The 25,686-nt window shown below is 70.8% G+C and carries 18 protein-coding genes and 1 pseudogene; 10 read left to right on the top strand and 9 right to left on the bottom strand.

Annotated features, from left to right (window positions below; all coding sequences use genetic code 11):
• Positions 1-88: 88 nt before the first annotated feature.
• The gene (locus tag ACLZN2_RS29690; protein WP_416982386.1) at positions 89-412 is read right to left on the bottom strand and encodes a hypothetical protein; all 324 of its coding nucleotides are present in this window, start codon (positions 410-412) and stop codon (positions 89-91) included.
• A 145-nt stretch (positions 413-557) separates the two neighbouring features.
• Positions 558-2,792: an ATP-dependent DNA helicase UvrD2 gene (locus tag ACLZN2_RS29695; protein WP_416982387.1), complete on the bottom strand. Its 2,235-nt coding sequence runs from the start codon at positions 2,790-2,792 to the stop codon at positions 558-560.
• 193 nt (positions 2,793-2,985) lie between these two features.
• Here ACLZN2_RS29695 and ACLZN2_RS29700 point away from each other — a divergent pair, with 193 nt between their 5' ends.
• The 5 genes from ACLZN2_RS29700 to ACLZN2_RS29720 all read left to right on the top strand — a co-directional run bounded on the left by ACLZN2_RS29700 (position 2,986) and on the right by ACLZN2_RS29720 (position 5,428).
• A complete protein-coding gene (locus ACLZN2_RS29700) occupies positions 2,986-3,243 on the top strand; it encodes a mycoredoxin (RefSeq protein WP_416982388.1) in 258 nt (85 codons plus the stop codon).
• A 155-nt stretch (positions 3,244-3,398) separates the two neighbouring features.
• The gene (locus tag ACLZN2_RS29705) at positions 3,399-3,614 is read left to right on the top strand and encodes a hypothetical protein (protein ID WP_307713518.1); all 216 of its coding nucleotides are present in this window, start codon (positions 3,399-3,401) and stop codon (positions 3,612-3,614) included.
• The gene (locus ACLZN2_RS29710; RefSeq protein ID WP_416982389.1) at positions 3,601-4,110 is read left to right on the top strand and encodes a DUF6879 family protein; all 510 of its coding nucleotides are present in this window, start codon (positions 3,601-3,603) and stop codon (positions 4,108-4,110) included. The genes ACLZN2_RS29705 and ACLZN2_RS29710 overlap by 14 nt, the downstream gene beginning before the upstream one ends.
• A 23-nt stretch (positions 4,111-4,133) precedes the next feature.
• Positions 4,134-4,940: a helix-turn-helix domain-containing protein gene (locus ACLZN2_RS29715; protein ID WP_416982437.1), complete on the top strand. Its 807-nt coding sequence runs from the start codon at positions 4,134-4,136 to the stop codon at positions 4,938-4,940.
• A 281-nt stretch (positions 4,941-5,221) separates the two neighbouring features.
• Positions 5,222-5,428, top strand: coding sequence for a hypothetical protein (locus ACLZN2_RS29720; RefSeq protein WP_416982390.1), 207 nt, complete (start codon positions 5,222-5,224; stop codon positions 5,426-5,428).
• A 228-nt stretch (positions 5,429-5,656) separates the two neighbouring features.
• On the opposite strand, the gene ACLZN2_RS29725 is transcribed toward ACLZN2_RS29720, so the two are convergent.
• Positions 5,657-6,241 carry a recombinase family protein gene (locus ACLZN2_RS29725; RefSeq protein ID WP_242329732.1) on the bottom strand — a complete coding sequence of 195 codons (585 nt, stop codon included), beginning with the start codon at positions 6,239-6,241 and terminating at the stop codon, positions 5,657-5,659.
• 490 nt (positions 6,242-6,731) lie between these two features.
• On the opposite strand from ACLZN2_RS29725, the gene ACLZN2_RS29730 reads away from it, so the two are divergent.
• Positions 6,732-7,349: a helix-turn-helix domain-containing protein gene (locus ACLZN2_RS29730; protein WP_416982392.1), complete on the top strand. Its 618-nt coding sequence runs from the start codon at positions 6,732-6,734 to the stop codon at positions 7,347-7,349.
• A gap of 56 nt (positions 7,350-7,405) precedes the next feature.
• On the opposite strand, the gene ACLZN2_RS29735 is transcribed toward ACLZN2_RS29730, so the two are convergent.
• Entirely contained in the window at positions 7,406-9,109 is a 1,704-nt protein-coding gene (locus tag ACLZN2_RS29735; protein ID WP_416982393.1) for a recombinase family protein, read from the bottom strand.
• A gap of 54 nt (positions 9,110-9,163) precedes the next feature.
• Between ACLZN2_RS29735 and ACLZN2_RS29740 the strand changes: the two are divergent.
• A pseudogene (locus ACLZN2_RS29740) lies at positions 9,164-9,259 on the top strand (NrdH-redoxin); the annotation flags it as partial.
• Between the two features lie 49 nt (positions 9,260-9,308).
• Here the strand turns inward: ACLZN2_RS29740 and nudC are convergent.
• The 5 genes from nudC to ACLZN2_RS29765 all read right to left on the bottom strand — a co-directional run bounded on the left by nudC (position 9,309) and on the right by ACLZN2_RS29765 (position 19,404).
• Positions 9,309-10,253: an NAD(+) diphosphatase gene (gene nudC, locus ACLZN2_RS29745; protein WP_416982395.1), complete on the bottom strand. Its 945-nt coding sequence runs from the start codon at positions 10,251-10,253 to the stop codon at positions 9,309-9,311.
• Positions 10,254-10,406: 153 nt separating this feature from the next.
• Positions 10,407-11,819 carry a dipeptidase gene (locus tag ACLZN2_RS29750; protein ID WP_416982396.1) on the bottom strand — a complete coding sequence of 471 codons (1,413 nt, stop codon included), beginning with the start codon at positions 11,817-11,819 and terminating at the stop codon, positions 10,407-10,409.
• Positions 11,820-11,829: 10 nt separating this feature from the next.
• On the bottom strand, positions 11,830-15,432 hold the full coding sequence (locus tag ACLZN2_RS29755) for a UvrD-helicase domain-containing protein (RefSeq protein ID WP_416982397.1): 3,603 nt from the start codon (positions 15,430-15,432) through the stop codon (positions 11,830-11,832).
• A 75-nt stretch (positions 15,433-15,507) separates the two neighbouring features.
• On the bottom strand, positions 15,508-18,837 hold the full coding sequence (locus ACLZN2_RS29760) for an ATP-dependent helicase (RefSeq protein WP_416982398.1): 3,330 nt from the start codon (positions 18,835-18,837) through the stop codon (positions 15,508-15,510).
• Between the two features lie 159 nt (positions 18,838-18,996).
• Complete coding sequence (locus tag ACLZN2_RS29765) at positions 18,997-19,404, bottom strand: MGMT family protein (protein WP_416982399.1); 408 nt, start codon at positions 19,402-19,404, stop codon at positions 18,997-18,999.
• A gap of 186 nt (positions 19,405-19,590) precedes the next feature.
• On the opposite strand from ACLZN2_RS29765, the gene ACLZN2_RS29770 reads away from it, so the two are divergent.
• From ACLZN2_RS29770 to ACLZN2_RS29780, 3 genes are all read left to right on the top strand, one after another.
• Positions 19,591-22,329 carry a lysylphosphatidylglycerol synthase domain-containing protein gene (locus ACLZN2_RS29770; protein WP_416982400.1) on the top strand — a complete coding sequence of 913 codons (2,739 nt, stop codon included), beginning with the start codon at positions 19,591-19,593 and terminating at the stop codon, positions 22,327-22,329.
• Positions 22,330-22,392: 63 nt separating this feature from the next.
• Positions 22,393-23,937: an alpha/beta hydrolase gene (locus tag ACLZN2_RS29775; protein WP_416982402.1), complete on the top strand. Its 1,545-nt coding sequence runs from the start codon at positions 22,393-22,395 to the stop codon at positions 23,935-23,937.
• Between the two features lie 147 nt (positions 23,938-24,084).
• Positions 24,085-25,629: an alpha/beta hydrolase gene (locus ACLZN2_RS29780; RefSeq protein WP_416982404.1), complete on the top strand. Its 1,545-nt coding sequence runs from the start codon at positions 24,085-24,087 to the stop codon at positions 25,627-25,629.
• Positions 25,630-25,686 lie beyond the last annotated feature (57 nt).

The raw sequence follows: 25,686 nt of genomic DNA on the forward strand, positions 1-25,686 counted from the left end.
CCGTCTGTCCCCGGTACGGGGACAAACAGAAGGGCCGCGGATCCCGGTTGGGGTTCCGCGGCCCTGAAGGCGCCGGCCTGATCGACGATCAGGCTGGATCACTCCAGGGTTCTGGCCCACGGAAGGCCCACATCAGGTGGTGCTGCGTCGTCTGCTTCCGGAATCCGGCACTGGCCTCGGTAAAGGCATAGGCCTGCGCCTGTGCCCCTACTGCTTCCAGTGCCTCGGTCGGTCGCTCATTGCGCTCACGGACGGGAAGGCCCGCGGGAGCAACGGAGGAGGACGCCAGCCGGTCGGCACGGATGCCGGACAGACCGGTGCCCAGGGTCGAGGCGCCGAGCATGCACGTGGAGACGACCGAGCGATCGGTCAGTTTGGCAGTGCTGATGGAGCTGCTGTTGATGATGATCACTGGAATCGCCTCCTCTCGGCGTCTCGGGGGACCGGGGGTGAACCCAGTCCTGCGGATATGTAAGTAGAGCACGGAATCAGGGCCTTCGAGAAGGCCGCCGCTTCCGTGTCTAAGAACCTATGGGGATTGCTGGGGCATGCGCAAACTATTTTTTCGACGAGTTCGCATCATCTCCGCGCCACGCCACTTCCCCGTCGTCCTCGAGGGGTTGGCCTGCGCAGATGGCCAGCACATCGGCCCCGTAGCGGTTGAGCTTGCGCGCTCCGACCCCGGGGATCCGCGCGAGCTCGCCCGCCTCGTCGGGAACGGCCTCGGCGATGGCCATCAGCGTCTTGTCGGTGAAGACGCAGAACGCGGGCTGCCCGCCTCGCCGCGCCTGGCCCGCACGCCACTCCCGCAGCCGCTCGTAGACCCCCTCGTCCATGTCGGAGGGGCAGCCCTCGCAGCGCATCAGTTTCATCTCGCCGGCGTCGGTGAGGGTGCGTCCGCAGACCCGGCACCTGGCCGGGGTGCACCGAGTCCGGCGGGGCACCGCCGCCGTTTCCACGCCGGCGGTGCCGAAGCCGCGCTCGATGCCCCCGGAGGCTCCCCCGACGCGGGCGGCTCCCGTGCCCGAGCCAGGGCGCAGCCCGTCGAGGAAGCGGCTCGGGCGGCGGCTCGGGCGGCCGCCCGGCGAGCGGGAGAGCGCCCAGGAGACATGGAGCCGCTGGCGGGCGCGCGTGACCCCGACGTAGAGGAGACGCCGCTCCTCCTCGATCTGCTCGTCGGTCCTGGCGTAGGTGATCGGCATCATGCCCTCGGCAACGCCGACCAGGAACACGACGTCCCACTCCAGGCCCTTGGCCGAGTGCAGGGAGGCGAGGGTGACGCCCTGGACGGTCGGGGCGTGCTGGGCGTTCGCCCGCTCGTCGAGTTCGGCGACCAGGTCGGCGAGGGTGGCGCCGGGCCGGGCGGCCTCGAAGTCCTGGGCGAGGCCGACCAGTGCGGCCAGCGACTCCCAGCGCTCTCTGACGGCCCCGGAGCCGGCCGGGGGCTGTGGGGTCCAGCCCTCGCCGGAGAGGACGGCACGCACCTGCGAGGGCAGGTCGACGGCATCCTCCAGGAGCGTGTCGTTGCCTCCGAAGCGGGCCGCGCCGCGCAGGGCGACTCCTGCCTTGCGTACCTCGGGCCGGTCGAAGAAGCGCTCGGCGCCGCGCAGTTGGTAGGGGATGCCGGCGTCGGCGAGGGCCTGCTCGTAGGTCTCGGACTGGGCGTTGGTGCGGAACAGCACGGCGATCTCGGCGGCCGGGACGCCGGCGGCGAGGAGGTCCCGGATGCGGCGGGCGGCTCCCTCGGCCTCGGCGGGCTCGTCGGTGTGCTCGGTGTAGACGGGTTCGGGTCCCGGGTCCCGCTGGGAGACCAGCTCCAGCCGGTGGTCGGCGGCGCGGCCGCGGGCCTGGGAGAGCAGGCCGTTGGCGAGGTGGACGACCTGGGGGGTGGAGCGGTAGTCGCGGACCAGCTTGACGACGGTGGCACCGGGGTGGCGGGTGCGGAAGTCGAGGAGGTGGTCGGGGGTGGCGCCGGTGAAGGAGTAGATCGTCTGGCTGGCGTCGCCGACGACGCAGAGGTCGTCCCGATCGCCGAGCCACAGCTCCAGCAGACGCTGCTGGAGGGGGCTGACGTCCTGGTACTCGTCGACGACGAAGTGCTGGTACTGGGCGCGGACCTGTTCGGCGATGTCGTGCCGGTCCTGGAGGACGGCGACCGTCAGCAGCAGGACGTCCTCGAAGTCGATGACTCCGCGCTCGCGCTTGAGGTCCTCGTAGGCGGCGTAGAGCTGGGCGATCTCGGCGGGGTCGCGGGGGGCCTCGCGGCCCGCCTTGGCGGCGGCGAGGGCGTAGTCGGCGGGGACGGTCTGGGTGACCTTGGACCACTCGATCTCCGCGGTGGCGTCCCGCAGCTCGCCCCGGTCGAGGCGGAGGCGGCAGGCGGCTGCCGCGTCGGCGACGAGCTGTATCTTCCGGTCGACGAGCCGGGGCAGTGTGCCACCGATCGCTTTCGGCCAGAAGTACTGGAGCTGACGCAGGGCCGCGGAGTGGAACGTACGGGCCTGGACGCCCTGGGCGCCGAGCTGGCGGAGCCGGCCGCGCATCTCACCGGCGGCGCGGTTGGTGAAGGTGACGGCGAGCACGCTGGAGGGCTGCAGGATACCGGCGCGCACCCCGTAGGCGATGCGGTGGGTGATCGCCCGGGTCTTGCCCGTACCGGCTCCTGCCAGCACACACACCGGACCGTGCAGGGAGGTGGCCACCTCGCGCTGCTCGGGGTCGAGCCCTTCGAGCACCGCGTCGGCCGAGTCGGGGACCCGCGGGAAAAGGGGGGAGTGCGTTGCTGCTGTCACACGGCCATGCTGCCAGGTCGGCGGAGACGGGCGAGCCGGTTGTCCACAGGCGGGACCCCGCAGTCGTACTAATGCGGCGGCCTCTGGGGCGGACGTCACGCCCAGGTCGTTCGGAACGGGAATGGTGGCGCTTTCAAGTACGTTCCCCCTTTACGATCGCCCGTCCCCGACCCTCCGAAGGAGCACGAGAGACATGCTGGGCACTGTGACGATGTACAGCACCACGTGGTGCGGTTACTGCCAGCGGCTGAAGAAGCAGCTGGAGCGCGAGGGCATCGCGTACACCGAGATCAACATCGAGCAGGACCCGGAGTCCGCGGCGTTCGTGGAGAAGGCGAATGGCGGAAACCAGACGGTGCCCACTGTTCAGGTAGTTCCCTCCAGTGGTGGCACTGAGGTCGTGATGACGAACCCGAGCCTTGCCCAGGTGAAGCAGGCGCTCGGCGTCTGATCCCGCGATACGCAACCCCCGGTCGGCCTGGAGCTGATCGGGGGTTTGCGCGCTCCGGGGACTTTCCCGTTTTGGAAAGCCGGGGATCTTGACCGTGCTGGCCGAAGGCCAGAAGCATCGAAAGCGACAAGGACCGTCGACCTGAGGGGGAAGCCGTGGGTGCACCGCTGCGGAAGCTGTCGGGAGACCCGGAGTGCAAGAACGGCACGTGCCCGACGCTGTGGGGTACGGACGATGGTAAGGACTACGTGGTGCAGGGTTACGTGATCACCGACCCTGAGCGGCTGGCACAGCTCGATCTCCCCGAAGGAGAGACAGCCGTCATGGTCCCGGCCGCCGTACTTGAGGAGTTCTTCCGTGCTCAGCGGTGAGGAGTTCGGCCGTCTCTTCGAGACCTTCGAGCGGACCGCCTTCCGGCTGGAGACGCTCGACGTGTATGACGTGGAGGAGGAGCGGGAGGAGATCGCTCGGTTCCTCGCGGGTGAGGACATGGGCCCGGAGTGGAGCGACAACCCATGGGTGCGCTCGATGACCGACAAGGGCAAGAGCGTGTCCCGCGTTCATGTCCTGCGCTCCCCTCTGACTGACTACCTGCGTTACGAGCTGTCGGCTTACCCCGGCAACATCAAGGCCGGGGAGTCCATCGGGATCATCGACCTTGCCGAGCAGAAGGTGACCGGCTTGCCCGATCACGACTTCTGGCTCTTCGACGACCGTGAGGTGTACCGCATGCACTACACCCCCGAGGGCAAGTTCATCGGCGGTGAACTCCTGCCTACCGACCGGCTGAGGGAGTACCAGGGTTACCGCGACGTGGCGCTCACCCGCGCCGTCCCGTTCGCGGCCTACTGGGAGCGGCATCACTGACCACGGAGTCGATCGGGAGAGCCCTGCGGGCACTGCGGGAAGCATCGGGACTGACCGGTGACGCGGTAGCCCGCAGGGCTTCCATGTCCGCAGGGAAGCTCTCGAAGATCGAGAACGGCCGGACCCTGCCCACCGTTCAGGACGTCGACCTGATCCTGTCCGCGCTCGACGTCTCGGACGCAGTGAAGGAACAGTTCCTCGCAACTGCCCGAGCCGAGGTCACCGAGGCCACAGCGTGGCGCCTGCTGCGCCGTATGGGCCCCTGGAAGCACCAGAACACCATCAAGGCCATCGAGGCCAACACAACCGCTCTCAGGCTGTTTCAGGGGCAACTCATCCCCGGACTCCTCCAGACCCCGGAGTACGCCACGGCGGTGTTCTCCCTGCCCCCAGCTTTGCCGGACGAGACCAGGGCTCGGACGGTGGCAGCGAGGATGGAGCGGCAGGCGACGCTCTACGAAGACGGCCGGTCGTTCTACTTCGTGATCTGTGAGCACGTCCTACGGTGGCTGATCTGTGAGCCAGTCGTGATGGCGGTACAACTTGATCGGCTCGTATCCCTGTCCCGCCTTCCCAACGTGACCGTTGGGGTGGTGCCACTGGCCGGCCGGATGCCGGACTTCCCCATGACGTGCTTCAGCATCCACGATGACCGGCTTGTGATCGTCGAGACGTTCCACTCGGAGGTCACGACACGGGACCCCAGGGACATACAGACGTACGTCGACACCTTCGAGCGGTTCGCCGACGTGGCGCTCTTCGGCGATGACATGCGCGCCCTGGTCGAGAGCATCCGAGACGAGTTCTTGCCTCAACAGGAAAGAACGTAGGGCCGCTTCGCTGGATCCCCAAGGATGGACCGCAGCGAGATCCAGGCGGGGAGGCCGTACAGGATGAGCACACCGAAGACGACGATGGCGGAGCCAGTGCACCTGACAGCTCCAGCCCGGGAGCCGGACCCCGCGGCAGGCTGCCGCGAGTGCCTCGGTATCGCGGTGACTCGAACCAACGCCCGATCGGTTGGGGACTACTCGAAGGCGTCAGATGCGAACGTCGTACTCCGTACGCACCTGCGGGAAGACCACGGGGCCGAGTGATGGTGCGCTCCGTCATGCGGTACGTGAAGCATCGGATCACGCAGCACCCGGACACTGACGTGACCTTCGAAGCGGAGTGCCTTCACTGCCAGTGGACGGCCACGCCCGCCACGGACGGCGCGGCGGTAGACGTGGAGTGCATGAGCCACACGGGCCGGAGCGGACACAAGGGCTTCCGGCGTGTCTGTACGTCGTTCGCGATGGTGGTCTGGGACGAGTGAGCGACAGGTCCCCGGCGCTCTGAGGGACGGCGAGGCATCACGACCGAGGTGTGCCGGAAGGGGGAGCGGTTCGAGCGACCTGCACCCCCTGTGCCTGCCTCTGTCGACTCCCCCCGTGGTCGGCAGGGGCAGGCATCGTTACGCCTGTCGGACGGCGTCAGACACCCACGTATGACAGCGGCCCCCGGCGTGAGCCGAGGGCCTGTCGGAAGGTGCTGTGCGCCTGTCTCAGGCGCTCTCTCCAAGGTGGCGGTAGAGCGTGGCTCGAGAGATCCCGAGAGCCTTGGCGATGGCGCTCACGCTCTCGCCCTTGGCCTTCCTCGCACGGGCCACGGTGAGCACGTCCTCATCGACCACAGTCGGCCGTCCGCCGGTACGCCCCTGCGCCTTGGCTGCGTCCAGCCCTGCGCGGGTGCGCTCCTTGATCAGGCTGCGCTCAAACTCCGCCATGGCCCCGACCACCTGAAGCATGAGACGGCCGTCCGCCGTACCGGGGTCGATGTTGGCCAGTGCACCCGTGAGCACCTTGAACCCGATGCCTCGCTCTCGAAGGGTGTCGACCATGGTCACAAGGTCGATGAGGGAACGGGCGAACCGGTCCAGCTTCCATACACACAGGGTGTCGCCGGGCCTGGCGTAGTCCAGTGCGGCCGTGAGCTCTGGCCGGTTGGTGTTCTTCCCGCTGGCCTTGTCCTCGAAGATCCGGGCACAGCCAGCGGCCGTCAGTGCGTCGCGCTGGAGCTGTGCTTCCTGGTCATCGGTGGAGACGCGGGCGTATCCGATGAGCTGACCGGTGATCGTGTTCGTCGTCACGACACGGACTGTCTCAGAACTCGTCTCAAAAGATCAAGCCCGAGACAGGAGTTTCGAGACGGGTTTTGAACAGTGCTGCGCCCCCTTTGGGGATGCTTGCCACCTCGTCTCACAAACCTTGGTTTTCGAGACGCCCGTTACTGGTCACGCTGCGCCACGGTCGTGCGCATGCCTGCCTGCCCTTGTGCTCTCGCCCGCCTCGCTCGCCCTGGCTCAGCCTGTCGACAGCGGAGCGGGCAGGGGCGACGTGAGAGGCAACGGCGGAAGGGGGTGGGGCATGACCCCTTGAAGGGGCCTTGCTCGACCGCCGTGTCTTGGCGGCCCAAATCCTGCCACGGTTCTGGGGTCCGCCTGAGAGGCGCCTCACATGCGATGAACTGCGCTTTTGTCTCTGGCGACCTGTAGATTTTGGAGTCCTTGTTGAGTCTTCGGCGAAGGGAAGCCCGAGATACAGGAACACGTATGGCGTCGTGCGCTGGTGCGCTCGAACATGAAGCACGCAGAGAAGTTGGTCGGCGTCACCATGGCGTTGTACGCGGACTACGAGACAGGCGAGAACGTGTGCCCGTCGAACGGGACGATCGCCAGGGAACTCGGCTACGGCGGCAGGGCTCCAGAGCAGACGGTCAACAAGATCGTGGGCAGGCTACGTAAGGCTGGCTGGCTCACGAAGACCGGCAAGGTGCCGGATGGTCCAGTGATCTACCGACTCACCTTGCCGAAGCAGGGGGGTATGGCTGAGGAGCCATACAACCTACATACCTTCAAGAGCGACGGCGGTGGGAGAGAGGAGCCAGCGGCGAAGAGCAAGCCGGTAGGCGGAGAGCGGCCCCCCGTAGGGGGCCGACAGGGCGAAGACGAAGAGCGCAAGCAGCCGGCGAAGGTGGGCCGCGTAAGCGGCCCCCAGAAGGAAGACGAAGGGGCTGACTCCCTTGGGGGGCCTTCGGCCCCCACCTTGTCCTTCGTAGACCTGGCGACGGTCAAGCAAGAGGAGCGCCACCGGAAGTGGTTCGGCGAGTCGTACACAGCTCCCATGCCAGCCGACTTCGACTACGACAACTCGGCCCATCGGCTCCGCGAGGCAGAACACGAGCCGCCGCCCTTCTGACTCGGAACGACAGAAGGCCCCCAAGCCGGGGGCCTTCCTCGCTTGCTCATCCTGCATCAGGCGGACGCCGGAACGATCTTGGCTTCCCCTGCTCCCTTGGTCTCCTCCTCAGCCTTCGCCCGCTGCGCTGCCCGTTCTGCTTCGAAGTCCTCCCAACGGCTGACGATCTCCCACTCCGCCCCCGTAAGCGACTTCGGCTTCTCGTACGGCTTGCCCGGCAACGAGATCGGCGTGATCGGTGAGAGCACCTGAGAAGACTTGGAGGGCACATCCCAGTACGTGATGCCCTGTTGCTTGAGGTTCTCGATCAGGTCGCCTGGATCGATGGCCAGGACGTCATGTCCGAAGTACGCCTTGACCTTGTGCTTCTTCAGCCACTCGCGCCGTTCGTCGACGCTCGACCGCTCCCACCACTCCGCGTATCCCTCGCCCGTGCCCGTCCACACGGTCACCGGCTTCGGCCCCTCCTCGCTGGTGACCTTCTCCCGGTCCTGGGCAAGGCTGGCGACTTGCGAGCCGTATGCGACGGCACTGATCTCGCCCTGCTGAAGTTCCTTCAGGAGCTGGTTCATCCTGCCGTCGATGACGGCGAGCTTCGCCGCACGGCTGTCGTCGATGGTCGTCTTCGACTCCATCCGTTCCAGGTGGCCGATCTCTCCCAACAGAGCCGACTCCAGCCAGGGGTACAAGTCCTCTGCCCAGAACCTCTGCTTCGGGCATGCCTGAATGCCCTTGCTCTTGTTTCCGTGGCAGCGGTACCGCTCCCGCTTGCCCTTGGCTGGGTCGCCCTTCACGAAGTACAGGGAGCTGCCGCAGAGCATGCAGAACGTCACGCCCACAGTCGGAGACGTAGAGCCCTTCTGCTTCTTGTACTTGACCGAGGCAACGGCGTCCGACAGCTTCGCCCACTCCTCCTCGTTCAGTACCGGCTCAGACCGCATGACGGGGGTGCCATCGTCGTTGCGGACAGCGGCGCCATTGGCGCGCACGTACTCCCCGAGCAGAGAGCGGCTGACCAGTACGGCTTGCACTGTGGTCGGCGTCCACCTGGCCCCCCGAGGCTTCGGGTCCGCCAGCCGAGTCGTGCTCTCGCCTGCCGCCGCACGGATACGCGCGATGTCCTGAGCCGTGGGCACGCCTTGCTCGTTCAGCCAGTCGGCGACAGCCGAGAAGCTCGGCTTCTCGATGAAGCGCCGGATCATCTCGATCAGCGTCGGGCCGTACTCAGGGTCGAGTTCCAGGGTGAAGCCCGCATCGCCCTTCACCGCTCTGCGGCCAAACGGGACAAGGCCACCCGGCCAGCGGCCGGTCTTCCGCATGGTCTCCCGGGAAGCCTTGTTGCGGGCCTTGATGGCGTCCAGCTCGGCCTCTGCGACCACGGCCAGGATCTTGGCGATGGTCTTGCCCCACGGCTTCGAGAGGTCGAATCCCTCCTCGCAGGAGATGAGGCCCTTACCGTTCGCCTCGCACCACTCGATGATGTCCGAGAGGTGGCGGACCGACCGCGCGATGCGGTCGATCTTCAGGATGATGATGTGGTCGAACTGGTCCTTCTTGTTGTTGAGCCAGTCCCCCAGCGACGGGCGCACCCACGGCGAGATGGACGCCGATACATCGATGTCGACGGCGAAGTCGACCAGCTCCATTTCCTCCGCGTCCGCCCGCTTGCTGATGCGGGTCCGCTGCGTTTCCTCACCGGTCTGGTTCTCGTTACCTACGGACAGACGGACCACACCAAGCGCCCTGGGCTTGTCGTTCACCCTTGCCCCTCCCCAAGCCATGGGCAGCCCTCCCCGGCCGCCACAAGGTAAGAGGGAAGTCTACAGACCGTGCCGACGGTGCTCTTCGCCGACGGTTCGACGCTGACGAACCCGTCGCTGGCGCAGGTGAAGCAGAAGATCGGCGCGTAGGCGATCGCAGAGGGGGCGTCCCGGGCGGGGCGCCCCCGTCGAGTTGTTCTCAGACGAAGCTGCGCGTCGGCAGGGGCTTGCCGTACCAGAGTTCGATCAGGCGGGCCGCGATGGAGATGCCGTACGGGGGCAGGACCTCGCCTGCCTCGAAGGCGGCGGTGAGCTCGTCGCGGGAGAACCAGCGGGCCTCGTGGATCTCGTCGCCGTCGACATCGATCGCGGTGGAGGTGGCACGGGCCATGAAGCCCAGCATCAGGCTGGACGGGAACGGCCAGGGCTGGCTCGCGATGTAGTCGACCTGGCCGACGCTGATCCCGGCCTCCTCGAACACCTCGCGGCGCACCGCCTGCTCGATGGACTCGCCGGGTTCGACGAAGCCGGCGAGCGTCGAGAAGCGGCCCTCGGGCCAGTGGACCTGCCGGCCGAGGAGGATGCGGTCGTCCTCGTCGGTGACGGCCATGATCACCGCGGGGTCGGTGCGCGGGTAGTGCTCGGCACCGCAGGCGGGGCAGCGGCGGATGTGTCCGGCCGCGGCGATGACCGTGCGCTCGCCGCAGCGGGAGCAGAAGCGGTGGGTGCGCTGCCAGTTCTCCAGGCCGACGGCGTGCACCATCAGGCCCACGTCCCGGGGCGACAGCAGCAGCCCGGCCTCGCGCAGTCCGGCCGGGCGGGCGGACTGGTCGATACGGCCGGGCAGGGCGTCCTTCTGGAGCGCGAAGTAGCTGACGCCCTCCGCGTCGGTGCCCAGGAAGTAGCGGTGCGCCTCGGTGAGGGGCGCCTCGAAGGAGGGCGTCATGACGAGCTCGGTCCGGCCGTCGGGAGTCTCGTCGATGAGGACCTGGCCGCCGGAGACTACGAAACAGCGCGTCGTGGGGTGGCTCCACGCGGCGGCGAGCCAGGCCTCGTCGAGCCGGTGGTGGGCGGCCCGGTCGATGCCGCTCGGCGCGGTGAGCGAGATGGGCCTGTCGGCGTTCTGGTCGGTCCAGGTGGTCACGGGTGCTTCCAACTCCCCCGGTGGAACGGTTGATTCGGCGGGCGGTTCAGCGGGACGTGCGGGAGGGGGCGACCGGGTCCGGTGCGGCGCTGCGATGCGGCCTTTCCAGTGTGCGCCGCGCGCAAACCCGCTCCGGGCCGAGCGGGGTCGTCGTCAGGGCGCACGGCGCCAGTTCTCCGCCAGGTCGCCCCAGAGATACGCGGTGGTCTCGACGCCCTTGAGGAGGAGGTCCAGCTCGACCTTCTCGTTCGGCGCGTGCCAGCCGTCCGAGGGGATGGAGATGCCCAGGAAGAGCACGGGGGCGTCGAGGACCTCCTGGAGGTCGGCGGCGGGTCCGGAACCGCCCTCGCGGGTGAAGCGGACGGGCCCTTCGAAGGCGCGGCCCATGGCGCGGACCACGGACCGCAGGGCGGGGTGGTCGAGCGGGGTCAGGCACGGGCGCGTGGCGGGGCTGAACGCGATCTCGTACCGGATCCCGGCGGGGATCTGTTCGTCGGCCCAGACGCGGACGGCCTTTTCGACGTGGTCGGGGTCCTGGCCCGCGACCAGTCGGAAGGACAGCTTCACGAACGCCGCGGACGGGATGATCGTCTTGCTGCCGGGGCCCTGGTAGCCGGCCCCGATGCCGTTGACCTCGGCGGTCGGGCGGGCCCAGACGCGCTCCAGGGTGGTGTGTCCGGCCTCTCCGTGGGCGGCGTGCGACTTGGCGGTGCGCAGCCACCGCTCCTCGTCGAAGGGCAGTTCGGCGAAGAGTTCGCGTTCCCGGTCGGTGAGTTCGACGATGCCGTCGTAGAAGCCGGGGACGGCCACGCGCGCGTGCTCGTCGTGCAGGGCGGCGACGAGGCGGGCTGCCGTGGTGGCCGGGTTGGGGACGGCACCGCCGAAGGAGCCGGAGTGGATGTCCTGGTCGGGGCCGAAGAGGCGGATCTCGCACTCGGCGAGGCCGCGCATGCCCGTGCAGATTGTGGGGGTGTCAGCGGACCACATGCCGGTGTCCGAGACGATCACGGCGTCCGCGGCGAGCCTCTCGGCTTGCTCCTCGACGAGGGCGCGGAAGTTCGGGGAGCTGGACTCCTCCTCGCCCTCGATCAGCAGCTTGAGGTGGACGGCCGGGGCCGTACGGCCGGTGGCGGCGAGGTGGGCCCGCACGCCGAGGGTGTGGAAGAACACCTGGCCCTTGTCGTCGGCCGCCCCGCGCGCGTGGAGGCGGTTCTCGCGGACGACGGGCTCGAAGGGGTCGCTGTCCCAGCCGTCCTCGCGGGCGGCGGGCTGTACGTCGTGATGGCCGTAGACCAGGACGGTGGGTGCCTCGGGGTCGCCCGAGGGCCACTCGGCGTAGACGGCGGGGGCGCCGGGCGTCTGCCAGACCTCGGCGGTCGGGAAGCCGGTCTCCTTCAGCTTCGCGGCGAGCCAGTCCGCGCTGCGGCGTACGTCGGGGGCGTGGTCGGGCTGCGCCGACACCGACGGGATGCGCAGCCACTCGGCGAGGTCGTCGAGGAAGGCGGCGCGGTGCTGCTCGATGTACGTGCGGACGGCGCTGACGGCACTGTCAACGGTGTGGCTCATGGTCACGAGCCTATCGGCCCGCGCCGACATCCTCGCCGGGCCGTTGTGCGCGGCTTTGCGGCCCGTGCGGTCCCTCGCGATCCTCCGCGAGGGCCTCCTCGCCCGTCAACAGGCGCTCCAGGGCCGCGCGATCGGGCAGGTTGCGGGGCCGTACGACCTCGCCGGTGCGCACATAGAGGAACGCCGCTGTGACGGATTCCACGGGCACGCCCTGCTGCTCGGCCCAGGCGAGCCGGTACAGGGCGAGCTGGAGGGGGTCTGCGGTGCGCGCGCGATGGGTCTTCCAGTCGATGATCTCGTACGTCGTCGTATCGCCGTCGCCCTGCTTGTAGACGGCGTCGATACGGCCCCGTACGACGCGGCCGGCGAGGGCGAGCTGGAAGGGGGCCTCGACGCGGTGGGGGGTGCGGTGGGCGTACTCGGTGCGTTCGAAGGCCTCCTTGAGGGCTTCGAGGTCGCGTTCGTCGGTGATCTCGGCGTCGGCGCCGGGCAGCTCGTCCGGCTCGAGGAGTGGAAGCGTCAACTCCTCGAAGCGGGCCTCGACCCATGCGTGGAACCGGGTGCCCCGGCGCGCGGCCGGTTGCGGGGGGCGCGGCATGGGGCGTGCGAGTTCCTGCGCGAGACCGTCCGGGTCGGCGGCCAGGCGCAGTACCTGCGACGCGGTGAGCGTCGTCGGGAGGGGTACGTCCGTGACGCTTCGGCGGGTGCGCAGGAGCTCTCCGGTGAGCGCGTCGAGGTCGCGGTCCCAGGAGGCGACGGCGCGGGCCTCCTCGGGCGTGAGGGCCCGCCGGGGGCGGGTGGTGGCGGGGGGTTGTGGCTCGGGGGCCGTGGCCTGGTGGGGGACGGCGGGGCGGGCCGGGTCGCCATGGGGGACGTCATCGAAGGGGTCGAACTCACCCTGCTCACCGCCGAAAGGCCCGTCCCTGAAAGGCCCGTCCTCGAAAGGCCCATCCTCGAAAGGCTCGTCCAGGAAGGGCTCGCCTTCGAACGGGTCCGCCTCGAAGTGGTCGGCCTCGTCGTAGGGCGGCTCGTCCTCGTCGGGGGGCGGGGGCCAGTCCGGGTCGTCGTAGGTGTCCGGGTCGTGCGTGGCGGCGGGCCGTACGTCGTCCTGGGCGGCGAGGTCGTCCAGGTGGGCGAGGACGGTGTCGGCGGCGGCACGGCGGCGGGCGAGTGCCGCGTCGTCCAGCGGGAGCGGCCAGACCTGGTCGGCCGCCGCGCGGTGCAGGGCGGGGTTCTCCGCGTCGTCCTCCGGCTCGTCCGCCCAGGCCTCGATCTCGCCGTACCCGGACACGCAGTGGTCGTGCAGGGCATGCAGGAAGTCGGAGGGGCCCCGGGGTTTCTTCTGGCTGGGGCCCCACCAGTGGCCGGAGCCGAGGAGCAGTGAGCGGGGGCGGGTGAAGGTGACGTAGCCGAGGCGGAGTTCCTCGGTGTGCTGGTGGTCCTTCATGGCCTCGTGGAAGGCCTTCATGGCCCGGGAGTCCCAGGAGTCGATGTCGGGGAGGGTGTCGGCGTCGCCGCGCAGCGCGTGCGGCAGCACCTTGGCCTGGGCGGTCCACTTCTCGCGGCCCTGGCCGCTGGGGAAGGTGCCGGTGACCAGGCCGGGGACGGCGACGACGTCCCACTCCAGACCCTTGGACTTGTGCGCGGTGAGCACCTTGACGGTGTTCTCGCCGCCGGGCAGGGCGTTGTCGAGGCCCTTCTCGTACTGGGCGGCGGTGCGCAGGAAGCCGAGGAAGGCGAGCAGGCTCGCCTCGCTCTCGCCGGCGGCGAAGGAGGCGGCGATGTCGAGGAAGTTCGACAGGGTCTCGCGGCGGCGGGCGGCCAGCGCGTGCGGGGAGGCCGACAGTTCGACCTCGAGGCCGGTGACGGCGAGGACGCGGTGCAGGACGTCCATCAGCGGGTCGGCCAGGGAGCGGCGCAGGTCGCGCAGTTCGGCGGCGAGCCGTGCGAAGCGCACGCGCGCGTCCGGTGAGAACGGCAGCCGGTCGTCGTCCCCGCCCTCCAGGGGTGTCTCGAGGAAGGTGTCGAGGGCGTCCGCGAGCGAGATCACCTCGGAGGGGTCGATCCCTTCGACGGCCTCGGCGAGGCGGCGGTCCGGGTCGTCGCCGTCGTCCCCGCGCGCGTGGGCGACGAGCAGGCGGGCCCGTCGGCCGAGGAGGGCGAGGTCGCGCGGGCCGATGCGCCAGCGGGGGCCGGTGAGCAGCCGGACCAGGGAGGCGTTGGCGCCGGGGTCCTGGAGGACCTCGCAGACGGCGACGAGGTCGGCGACCTCGGGCAGGTGCAGCAGTCCGGAGAGGCCGACGACCTCGACGGGCACGTCCCTGGCGACGAGGGCGCTCTGGATCTCCGCGAAGTCGGTGGCCGTACGGCACAGGACGGCGATCTCGCCGGGCGCCTTGCCGGTGTTGACGAGGTGGGCGACGGAGTCGGCGATCCAGTCGATCTCCTCGGCGTGGGTGGCCAGGAGCGCGCAGCGGACCAGGCCGTCGCGTTCGGCGCCGGGGGCCGGGCGGAGGGCCTCCACGCCCGCGTGCATTGCGCGCAGCGGTGTGGCGAGACCGTTGGCGAGGTCGAGGAGGCGGCCGCCGCTGCGGCGGTTCTCACTGAGGGCCTGGCGGGTGGCGGGCCGGCCGTCGGCGTGGGCGAAGTGCTCGGGGAAGTCGTCGAGGTTGGCGACGGAGGCGCCGCGCCAGCCGTAGATGGCCTGGCAGGGGTCGCCGACGGCGGTCACGGGGTGGCCGGTGCCGCCGCCGAACAGGCCGGCCAGGAGGATGCGCTGGGCGACGGAGGTGTCCTGGTACTCGTCGAGGAGGACCACGCGGAACTCGTCCCGCAGGATCCGGCCCACCTCGGGGACCTGGGCGAGCTGTGCCGCGAGGGCGATCTGGTCGCCGAAGTCCAGCAGGTCGCGTTGGCGTTTGGCCGCGCGGTAGCGGACGACCAGGTCGGCCAGCTCGCGGCGGGCGGCGGCGGCCTCGGGCACCTTGCGCAGGTCGGCGTTGGTGAGCCTGGCGCCCTCCAGGGTGCCGAGCAGGCCGGCGTCCCAGGTGCGGAGCTCCTCGGGGCGTACGAGGTGTTCGGCGAGTTCGGAGTCGAGGGCGAGGAGGTCGCTGACCAGGTCGGCGAAGGAGCGGGTGAGCGACGGGTAGGGGCCGGGGGCTTCGCGCAGGACACGCGCGGCGAGCTGGTAGCGGGTGGCGTCGGCGAGCAGGCGGGACGTGGGCTCCAGGCCGATGCGCAGCCCGTGGTCGGTCAGCAGGCGGCCCGCGAAGGCGTGGTACGTGGAGATCACCGGCTCGCCCGGCGGGTTGTCCGGGTCGATGACGTCGGGGTCGGTGACGCCCGCCTTGATCAGCGCCTTGCGGACGCGTTCGGCGAGTTCGCCGGCGGCCTTGTTGGTGAAGGTCAGGCCGAGGACCTGTTCCGGGGCGACCTGGCCGGTGCCGACCAGCCACACCACGCGCGCGGCCATCACCGTCGTCTTGCCCGAGCCGGCTCCGGCCACGATCACCTGCGGGGCTGGCGGCGCGGTGATGCAGGCCGTCTGCTCCGGGGTGAAGGGGATCCCGAGGAGCTCCTTGAGCTGCTCGGGATCGGTGATGCGGGCGGGCATGAGGAGAGGCTAACGGCGGGCACCGACAATCGATGACCACGCACCTGCCGCACCCCGCCGGGCCCGCGCCCCCGCTCACTCCACCACGTGCCGCCCCTCCGGCCGTGCGCTGCAGGAAGCCCGGAACGCGCAGTGGGCGCAGTGCTGGCCGGCGCTCGGGGTGAACCGTTCGTCGAGGACCTTGCCGGCCGCCGTGGCGAGCAGGTCGCCGACCCACTCCCCCTCCAGCGGTTCCTGGGCCTGCACCTTGGGCAGGGTCTCGCCGCCGTCACGCTTGGCGGCGCCCTGACGCAGCTGGACGAGTTCGGCGCCGCCCGGTTCGGGGTGTACGCCGTCGAAGGCGTCGTCGACGGCGCCCTCGCGGACGGCGAGCTGGTAGACGGCGAGCTGGGGGTGCCGTTCCACCTCGCGTGCGGTCGGCGCCTGTTTGCCCGTCTTGAAGTCGACGACATAGGCGCGGCCCTCGCCGTCCGTCTCGACGCGGTCCATCTGACCGCGGATGCGCACCTCGTAGTCGCCCGCTTCGAGGGTGACGTCGAAGTCGTGCTCGCTGGCGACGGGCGTGCGCCCCGCGCGGTCCATCACATGCCATTGGAGGAACCGTTCGAGCGCCACGCGCGCGTTGCCCTTCTCCTGCTCCGACTTCCAGGGCGCGTCGAAGGCGAGCGCGTTCCACACGGAGTCGAGGCGCTCCATGAGGACGTCGAGGTCGGCCGGGGTGTGCCCGGAGGCTACCTCGTCGGCGAGGACGTGCACGACGTTGCCGAAGCCCTGGGCGGCGGTGGCGGGTGCGTCGGCCTTGACCTCGCGGCCCAGGAACCACTGCAGGGCGCAGGTGTTGGCGAGCTGGTCGAGGGCGCTGCCGGAGAGCACGACGGGCTGGTCGCGGTCGCGCAGCGGCACCCTGCTCTCGGTCGGCTCGAACATGCCCCACCAGCGGTAGGGGTGCGCCGAGGGCACCAGCGGCCGGCCGTCCTCGTCGGCGAGTGCGGCCAGACGCGCGAGGCGGCGGGCGGCGGCCTCCCTGAGGGCGGCGGAGGCCCGGGGGTCGACCGTCGTGGCGCGCAGTTCGGCGACGAGCGCGGCGACGGACAGGGGGCGGCGGGGGCGGCCGGTGACGTCCCTGGGTTCGACACCGACCTCGGTGAGGAAACGGGAGGGCTGGTCGCCGTCGTCGGCGGGCGCCTTCACCGCGGTGACGACGAGACGGTCACGCGCGCGTGTGGCGGCCACGTAGAACAGGCGGCGCTCCTCGGCGAGCAGCGCGCCCGGGGTGAGCGGCTCGGCGAGTCCGTCGCGGCCGATGCGGTCGGCCTCCAGGAGGGAGCCACGGCGGCGCAGGTCGGGCCACAGGCCTTCCTGTACGCCGGCGACGACCACAAGGCGCCACTCCAGGCCCTTCGCGCGGTGGGCGGTCATCAGGCGTACGGCGTCGGGGCGTACCGCTCGGCGGGTGAGGGTGTCGGCGGCTATGTCCTCGGCCTCGGTCTCGGCGAGGAAGTTGAGGGCGCCGCGGCCCCCGGTGCGCTCCTCCGCGCGCGCGGCGGTGGCGAACAGCGCGCAGACGGCGTCCAGGTCGCGGTCCGCGTTGCGTCCGGCCGCGCCGCCCCGGCGGGCGGCTCGCTCCAGGCGGGCGGGCCAGGGCGTGCCCTCCCAGAGGTCCCACAGCGCCTCCTCGGCGGTGCCGCCGCGCGCGAGGCGCTCGCGGGCCGTGGCGAGCAGCGCGCCGAGCCGCTGTGCGCCGCGCGCGTACACCGGGTCGTGGGTGACCAGTCGCTCCGGTTCGGCGAGGGCGCGCGCGAGCAGTTCGTCGGAGGGCGGCGGCAGCGGGTTGCCCGCGGCGCGCTCCTCCTCGCGCAGGGCGCGTCCCAGGCGGCGCAGATCGGCGGCGTCCATGCCGGCGAGCGGCGAGGCGAGGAGCGTGAGGGCGGTCTCGGTGTCGAGCCAACACGTGTCGGTCTCGGCGGTGGTTCCCGTGTCCCCGGTGTCGTCGGTGTTGTCGCCCCGGGTGGCCTCCGCTGTCGCCACCGCCCGCAGGGCCGTCAGCAGGGGGGCCACGGCGGGTTCGTGGCGCAGGGGCAGGTCGTCGCCGTCGATGTCGAGGGGGACGCCTGCGGCCGTGAGGGCGCGGCGGACCGTGGGGATCGTGCGCGAGCCGGCGCGGACCAGGACGGCCATCTCGCCCCAGGCCACGCCGTCCTCCAGGTGGGCGCGGCGCAGGATGTCGGCGACGTTGTCCAGCTCGGTGCCGGAGGTCGGGTACGTGTAGACCTCGACGCGGCCGCCCTCACGCGCGGGGACGAGTTCACGGTGGGCGCGGACCTTCTCGGCCGGGAGGCGGGTCAGGGGCATGCGCTGGGTGAGCAGCCGGGTCGCGGCGAGCAGGGCGGCGCCGGAGCGGCGGGAGGTGCGCAGGACCTCGACGGGGGCCGGGCGGCCGTCGGGCCGGGGGAAGGCGTGCGGGAAGTCCAGGATGCCGTTCACGTCGGCGCCACGGAAGGTATAGATCGACTGGTCGGGGTCGCCGAAGGCGACGAGGGTGCGGCCGCCGCCGGCGAGGGCGCGCAGCAGTCGTACCTGTGCCGGGTCGGTGTCCTGGTACTCGTCGACGTACACGACGTCGTACTGCGCGGCCAGTCGCTCGGCGGTCTCGGGGCGGTGGGCGAGGAGGACCGCGCGGTGGACGAGTTCGGCGTAGTCGATGACGCCGTGCAGGTCGAGGACGTCGAGGTACTCGGCGAGGAAGGCGGCCGCGGCCCGCCAGTCGGGGCGGCCGATGCGAGTGGCGAAGGCGTCCAGGGCGTCGGGGCCGAGGCCGAGTTCCCGGCTGCGGGCGAGCACCGCGCGGACCTCGTCGGCGAACCCGCGCGTGGTGAGGCAGGCGCGCAGTTCGTCCGGCCAGCGCACGTGTGTGAGACCGAGCCGCTGCAGGTCGAGCTGGCCGGCGAGCAGTTCACGGACGGCCACGTCCTGCTCGGGGCCGGAAAGCAGCCGCAGGGGTTCCACGAACAGTTCGCTGTCCTGGTGGGCGCGGACCAGGGCGTAGCAGTAGGAGTGGAAGGTGGTCGCCTGGGGTGCGCGGGCGGCGCCCATGCGCAGCGCCATCCGGTCGCGCAGTTCCACGGCCGCCTTGCGGCTGAAGGTCAGCACCAGCACGCGCGCGGGGTCGCCGCCACGGGCGATGCGGGCCGCCACGGACTCGACGAGGGTGGTGGTCTTGCCCGTGCCCGGCCCGGCGAGGACGAGCAGCGGCCCGGTGGCGTGGTCAACCACGGAGCGCTGTGCGGCGTCCAGACGAGGGGGGTCGGTCCGGGTCGGCGGGGTACGGACCAGTCGGTAAGCGCCACGGTTCCCCTGTCGCCCCTGGGGGTGCGACGGGCGCCTGGTGGAGAAAGAGGAGCTCACGTGGTTCGCCGGTCCTGGTGGGTGTGCTGGGTGATCGAGGGCCGCTTTCTCCGCCCCGTGCCCCTCGAACGTACGCCATGGCACCGACGTGCCCGGTTTTCCTGTTTTCCCCCGTACGGGCCACAGGGTCCCCCCGGGCGGGCCGGATGGCGGAAGCTGTCAGGTGTGACCGTCCGCGCGTTCGCCGCCGTCCCAGCGGGCCCGCCGCATGTCGAGGCGCGGCAGGTGGCCCTCGGCGGCGCTGCTCGCCTCCTTCAGAGGCGTGCCCTCGTCACGGTAGTGGCCGAGCGCCCGCAGTTCGTGGCCGGGCAGCAGCGCCCCGTCCGCGCGCACCACACGCCACCACGGCACGGTGCCGCCGTACAGGGCCATCACGCGGCCGACCTGCCGGGGCCCGCCCTCCTCGAGCCACTCGGCGACGTCCCCGTACGTCATGACCCGCCCGGGCGGGATCAGCTCCGCGACCTCGAGGACCCGCTCGGCGTACTCCGGCAGCGTGTCGGGGTACTCGGGGCGGGCGTCGTCCTGCTCCGGGCGGGCGTCGTCCGGGTTGCTCTGCTCGCTCATCCGTCCCATCCTGCCGCACACCACCGACAGTGCGACCGATTCGTGACCGTGCGTGACCCTCGCCCCCGGCCGGTGCTTGGGGCAGACTGTGCGACCCCGCGTTTGCACCCTGACGCCCCCGTGTGTCGGTGGAGCATGCCACCATCGTGCGGGCGGTGACCGGTGATACGAGATCAAGAAGAGACGATGAAGCAGCAGGGAGTGCACCCCGAGGGCGCGGAGGGCACCTCTGACGCTGCGTCGCGCCCGGACAGCCCGGACGGCCCCGACCACCGCGGTGACGCACGGGAGGAACCGCGCGAGGAACCACGCGACGAGGCACGGGAAGAAGTGCACATCGACGAGGTCGAGGGCGACGAACCCCTGCTCCCCGCCCGCGTGCACCGCCCCTCCGACCTCATGCGGCTGCTGGTGGGTGTGCTCGCGGTCATCGTGCTGCTGGGCATCGCCGCCTTCGCACACGGAACGACCTCAGGTCTCGAACAGGACATCAACAAGGGCACCGGTCAGGCGCCCGACCTGCTCATCAAGATCGCGGGGCTGGCGTCCAGCATCGCGATCCTGCTGGTCCCGGTGGCCTTCGCGATCGAGCGGCTGATCAAGCGGGACGGACTGCGCATCGCCGACGGTGTGCTCGCCGCCGTCCTCGCGCACGGTGTGACACTCGCCACGGACCTGTGGGTCGCCAAGGCGGCCCCGGACTCGATCCAGGAGGCGCTCACCCAGCCCTCCCCCGGTGACATCCACGCCCTCACGGACCCGGTGCACGGCTATCTGGCCCCGGTCATCGCGTACATGACGGCCGTCGGCATGTCGCGCCGGCCGCGCTGGCGCGCGGTGCTGTGGATGGTGCTGCTCCTCGACGCGTTCTCGATGCTGGTCACCGGGTACACCACGCCGTTCTCGATCATCCTGACGGTGCTGATCGGCTGGACCGTGGCGTACGGCACGCTGTACGCGGTCGGCTCGCCGAACGTGCGCCCCACGGGGCGGACGCTGATGGCGGGCCTGCGCCACGTCGGTTTCCGCCCGGTGAGCGCGGCCCGCGAGGAGGCGCCGGACACCTCCGAGACCGGCGACCGCGGCCGACGCTACTTCGTCACCCTGGAGGACGGGCCGCCGCTGGACGTCACCGTGGTCGACCGGGAGCAGCAGGCCCAGGGGTTCTTCTACCGCGCGTGGCGCAATCTGACCCTGCGCGGCTTCGCCACCCGCAGCAGCCTGCAGTCGCTGCGCCAGGCGCTGGAGCAGGAGGCGCTGCTCGCCTACGCGGCGATCGCGGCGGGTGCCAACGCGCCCAAGCTGATCGCCACCTCCGAACTCGGCCCCGACGCCGTGATGCTCGTCTACGAGCACACCGGCGGGCGCACGCTGGACTCGCTGGCGGACGACGAGATCACCGACGACCTGCTGCGCGACACCTGGCACCAGGTGCGCGCCCTGCAGTCGCGGCGCATCGCGCATCGCAGGCTGGTGGGGGACGCGGTCCTGGTGGATCGTTCCGGCACGGTGATCCTCACCGACCTGCGGGTCGGCGAGATCGCGGCCGGCGATCTGCTGCTGCGCATGGACATCTCCCAGCTGCTCGTCACCCTGGGGCTGCGGGTGGGCGCCGAGCGGGCGGTCGCCTCGGCCGTGGGCGTGCTCGGCCCGGACACGGTGGCGGACTGTCTGCCGATGCTGCAGCCCATCGCGCTCAGTCGCTCCACGCGCGCGACGCTGCGCAGACTGGCCCGGGAGCGCGCGCAGCGCGAGCGCGAGGCGGTCCTGGAGGCATCCCGGCAGGCCAAGCAGGCCCGGCTGGAGGCGGGCCACGAGACGGAGCCGGTCTCCGAGAAGGCCGGGAAGAAGGCCGTACGGGCACAGGCGCGTGCCGAGAAGCGGGCCATCGACGAGGCACTGGAGGAGGCGCGCGAGGAGGATCTGCTGACGCAGATCCGGCACCAGGTGCTGCTGATCCGGCCCCAGGCGCCGGTCGAGCCGGCCAGGCTGGAGCGGGTGCGGCCGCGCACCCTGATGAGCTTCATCGCGGGTGCGATCGGCGCGTACTTCCTGCTGACGCAGCTCACGCACATCGAGTTCGGTCCGCTCGTCGCCAACGCCGAGTGGGGCTGGGTCGCGGCGGCGGTGCTGTTCTCGGCACTGAGCTATGTCGCCGCCGCGATGAGCCTGTTGGGGTTCGTGCCGGAGCGGGTGCCGTTCCTGCGGACCGTCGCCGCGCAGGTCGCGGGGTCGTTCGTGAAGATCGTGGCCCCGGCCGCGGTCGGCGGGGTCGCGCTCAACACGCGTTTCCTGCAGCGTTCGGGGGTGCGGCCCGGGCTCGCGGTGGCGAGCGTCGGCGCATCGCAGTTGTTCGGGCTCGGCTGCCACATCCTGATGCTGCTGTCGTTCGGCTATCTGACCGGCACCGAGAAGACGCCGTCGCTGTCGCCGTCCCGCACGGTCATCGCGGGTCTGCTGACGGTGGCGGTGCTCGTGCTGGTGGTGACGTCGGTGCCGTTCCTGCGGAAGTTCGTCGTCACGCGCGTGAGGTCGCTGTTCGCGGGTGTCGTGCCGCGCATGCTGGATGTGCTGCAGCGGCCGCAGAAGCTGGTCACCGGCATCGGCGGCATGCTGCTGCTGACGTTCTGCTTCGTGATGTGCCTGGACGCGTCGATCCGCGCGTTCGGCACGGAGTCGACCTCGATCAGCATCGCGAGCGTCGCGGTCGTCTTCCTCGCCGGCAACGCGCTGGGCTCCGCCGCCCCGACCCCGGGCGGTGTCGGAGCGGTCGAGGCGACGCTGACGGTCGGTCTGATCGCGGTCGGGCTGCCCAAGGAGGTGGCCGCTCCCGCGGTGCTGCTCTTCCGGCTGCTGACGCTGTGGCTTCCGGTGCTGCCGGGATGGCTGGCCTTCAACCAGCTGAGCCGCAAGGGCTCCCTCTAGAGGCGGTACCTCGTACGGCCCGCGCCCCGCGCGCGTGGAAGGGCCCGACCCCACGATGGGATCATGCCGAACCCCGCCCGTCCGCGCGCCGCCGCCCTCACCGCGACCGCTCTCCTGCTGACCTCCGCGTTGGCCGGCTGTGGCGACGCCGCCGGGGACGAGGACCTGACGGGGCAGAAGCTCGACTGGAAGAACTGCCCGGCCCCGTCCTCCTCGGAGGGCGGCGGCAGCGCCCCGTCGCCCCTGCCGGACGGCGACCGGTGGATGTGTGCCACGATGAAGGCGCCCCGGGACTGGACCGATCCGAAGGGCGACACCATCGGGATCGCGCTGATCCGGGCCGAGGCGAGCGGCGAGCCGAGCCGACGGATCGGGTCACTGGTGTTCAACTTCGGCGGGCCCGGCGCCTCGGGCGTCGCCACGCTGCCGGCGTTCGGCGAGGAGTACGCGACCCTGCGCACCCGCTACGACCTGGTGAGCTTCGACCCGCGCGGGGTCGGCCGCAGCGCCGGTGTGAGGTGCGAGAACGACCAGCAGCTCGACGCGTACTTCCAGCAGGACATGACCCCCGACGACGCCGCCGAGCGTGCCACGTTGCTGGACAACACCGAGGCGTTCAACGCGGCCTGCGAGGAGCACTCCGAGGACATGCTGCCGCATGTGCGCACCACCGACGCGGCCCGTGACATGGACCTGATGCGCCAGGTACTCGACGACACCAGACTGCACTACTTCGGCATCTCCTACGGCACCGAACTCGGCGGCGTGTACGCCCATCTGTTCCCGAGGAACGTGGGGCGGGCCGTCTTCGACGCGGTCGTCGACCCGACGCAGACACCGGAGCAGGGGACCCTCGCCCAGACCAAGGGCTTTCAGCTCGCGCTCGACAACTACGCCGAGGACTGCGCCTCCGCGGCCGAGGACTGCCCCGTCGGCGACACCGCGCAGGACGTGAAGGACCGGATCGCCGCACTGCTGAAGCGCCTCGAGAGCAGACCGATCCCCGGCGTCTTCCCGCGCGTCCTGACCCAGAGCGCCGCGACCAACGGCATCCTCCAGGCGCTGTACTCGAAGGACCTCTGGGAGTACCTCACCGAGGGCCTGGAGCAGGCCTACGACGGGGACGGCAGGATCCTCATGCTGCTGTCCGACTCGCTCAACGGCCGCAGCGCCAACGGCGAGTACAGCAACATCACCGCCGCCAACGCCGCCGTCAACTGCTCCGACGACAGGCCCCGCTACTCCGCCGGCTACGTCGAGGGAAGGCTGCCGGAGTTCCGCGCCGCCTCACCCCTGTTCGGCGACCTCCTCGCCTGGTCCATGGTCAACTGCACCGACTGGGCCGTGCCCGGCGCGGCCGACCATCCGGACGTCGGCGCGGCCGGTTCGGCACCCATCCTCGTCGTGGGCAACACCGGCGACCCGGCGACCCCGTACGAGGGTGCGCGAAAAATGGTGAACGCGCTGGGAAAGGGCGTCGGAGTGGAGCTGACCTACAAGGGGCAGGGGCATGGCGCCTACAGCAGCAAGAACAAGTGCGTGCGGGCGGCGGTGGACGGCTACCTGCTGGAGGGCAGGGTTCCGGCCGCCGGGACCGTCTGCTCCTGACCCTCCCCGCATCCCCCTCACCCCGCAAAACCCGCAGGTCACAACGTTATCCACAGGCTCCGACGGGTGGACCGCACTCCGCCTACCATGGCCTGACAGCCGTCCCGCCGCCCGGCGCGGACGGTCGGCAAGGGGGGAAGGGCTCAGATGGCGCGATTCCTACGGTGGACGGCTCTGGCGGCCGCCACCGCGCTGTTCGCCGCGGGCTGCAGCAGCGGCTCGTCGGGCGGCGGAGAGGACGGGAAGGGCAAGTCGGCCGGCTCGTCGGATACGGCGGCGACGGCGGCTCCCCCGGCTTCGCTCACCGGACAGAAGCTGGACTGGGGGCGCTGCAAGGCGGGGGCGGACTCGGCAGCGCCGGGCCGCGTATGGCAGTGCGCCACGATGAAGGTGCCGCTGGACTGGTCGAAGCCCGACGGCGAGACCATCGGTCTGGCGCTGATCCGCGCCAAGTCCCGGGGCAGCGGCGGCGAGCGGATCGGCTCGCTGCTGTTCAACTTCGGCGGCCCCGGCGGCTCGGGCGTGTCGACGCTCCCGCCCTACGGCTCCACGTTCTCCGCACTCCGCGAGCGCTACGACCTGGTCAGCTGGGATCCGCGCGGCGTGGGCGGCAGCGAGGGCATCCGCTGCCGCAGCAACAAGGACATCCAGGCCGCCGAGTCCCTCGACATCACCCCGGACACGACGGCCGAGGAGCAGGCGTACCTCCAGGACGCCGCCGCTTTCGGCGAGGGCTGCGAGAAGGCGGCGGGCGCCCTGCTGGCGCACGTGTCGACCACCGACACGGCCCGCGACATGGACCTGATGCGCCAGGTCCTGGGCGACTCGAAGACGCACTACTTCGGCATCTCCTACGGCACCGAACTCGGCGGCGTGTACGCCCATCTGTTCCCGAAGAACGTGGGGCGGCTGATCCTCGACGCGGTCGTCGACCCGAGCGCCGACGCGGTGGGCCACGCCGAGAACCAGGCGAGGGGTTTCCAGCGGGCCCTCGACGACTATCTGAAGTCGACGGGTCAGGACCCCGAGCAGGGCACCGCGAAGATCGCGGTCTTCCTGGACCGGCTCGACAGCGAACCGCTGCCGGCCTCCGACGGGCGCGAGCTCAACCAGGCGCTCGCCATCACCGGCATCGTCCTGCCGCTGTACAGCGAGCAGAGCTGGCCGGCCCTGACCAGTGCCCTGGAGTCGGCGGAGCAGGGCGACGGCACCGAACTGCTCGCGCTCGCCGACGCCTACAACGAGCGGGACTCCTCGGGGAACTACGGCACGACGACCCACTCACAACGCGTCATATCGTGCTTGGACGACAAGCAGCGGCCGACCGCCGAGGAGACGCGGAAGCGGCTGCCGGAGTTCGAGAGGATCTCGCCCGTCTTCGGGGACTTCCTCGGCTGGGACACGGCCGGCTGGTGTCACGACTGGCCGGTGGCCGGGCAGTACGACACCCCGGAGGTGAGCGCGGCGGGGGCGGCGCCGATCCTGCTGGTCGGCAACACCGGGGATCCGGCGACACCGTACGAGGGTGCCCGGAGGATGGCGGACGAACTCGGCAAGGGCGTCGGCGTGCTGCTCACCTGGAAGGGCGAGGGGCACGGTGCGTACGGCAGCGGGAGCGACTGCGTCGACTCCACGGTGAACGCCTACCTGCTCAAGGGCACGGTGCCGAAGGACGGCAAGGTCTGCTCATGACGACGGCGGGGGCCCCGGGCACTCGTGGCGCCCGGAGCCCCCGCCGATCGGGGAACC

It is taken from the genome of Streptomyces sp. T028, assembly GCF_048159505.1.
Classification (GTDB): Bacteria; Actinomycetota; Actinomycetes; order Streptomycetales; family Streptomycetaceae; genus Streptomyces.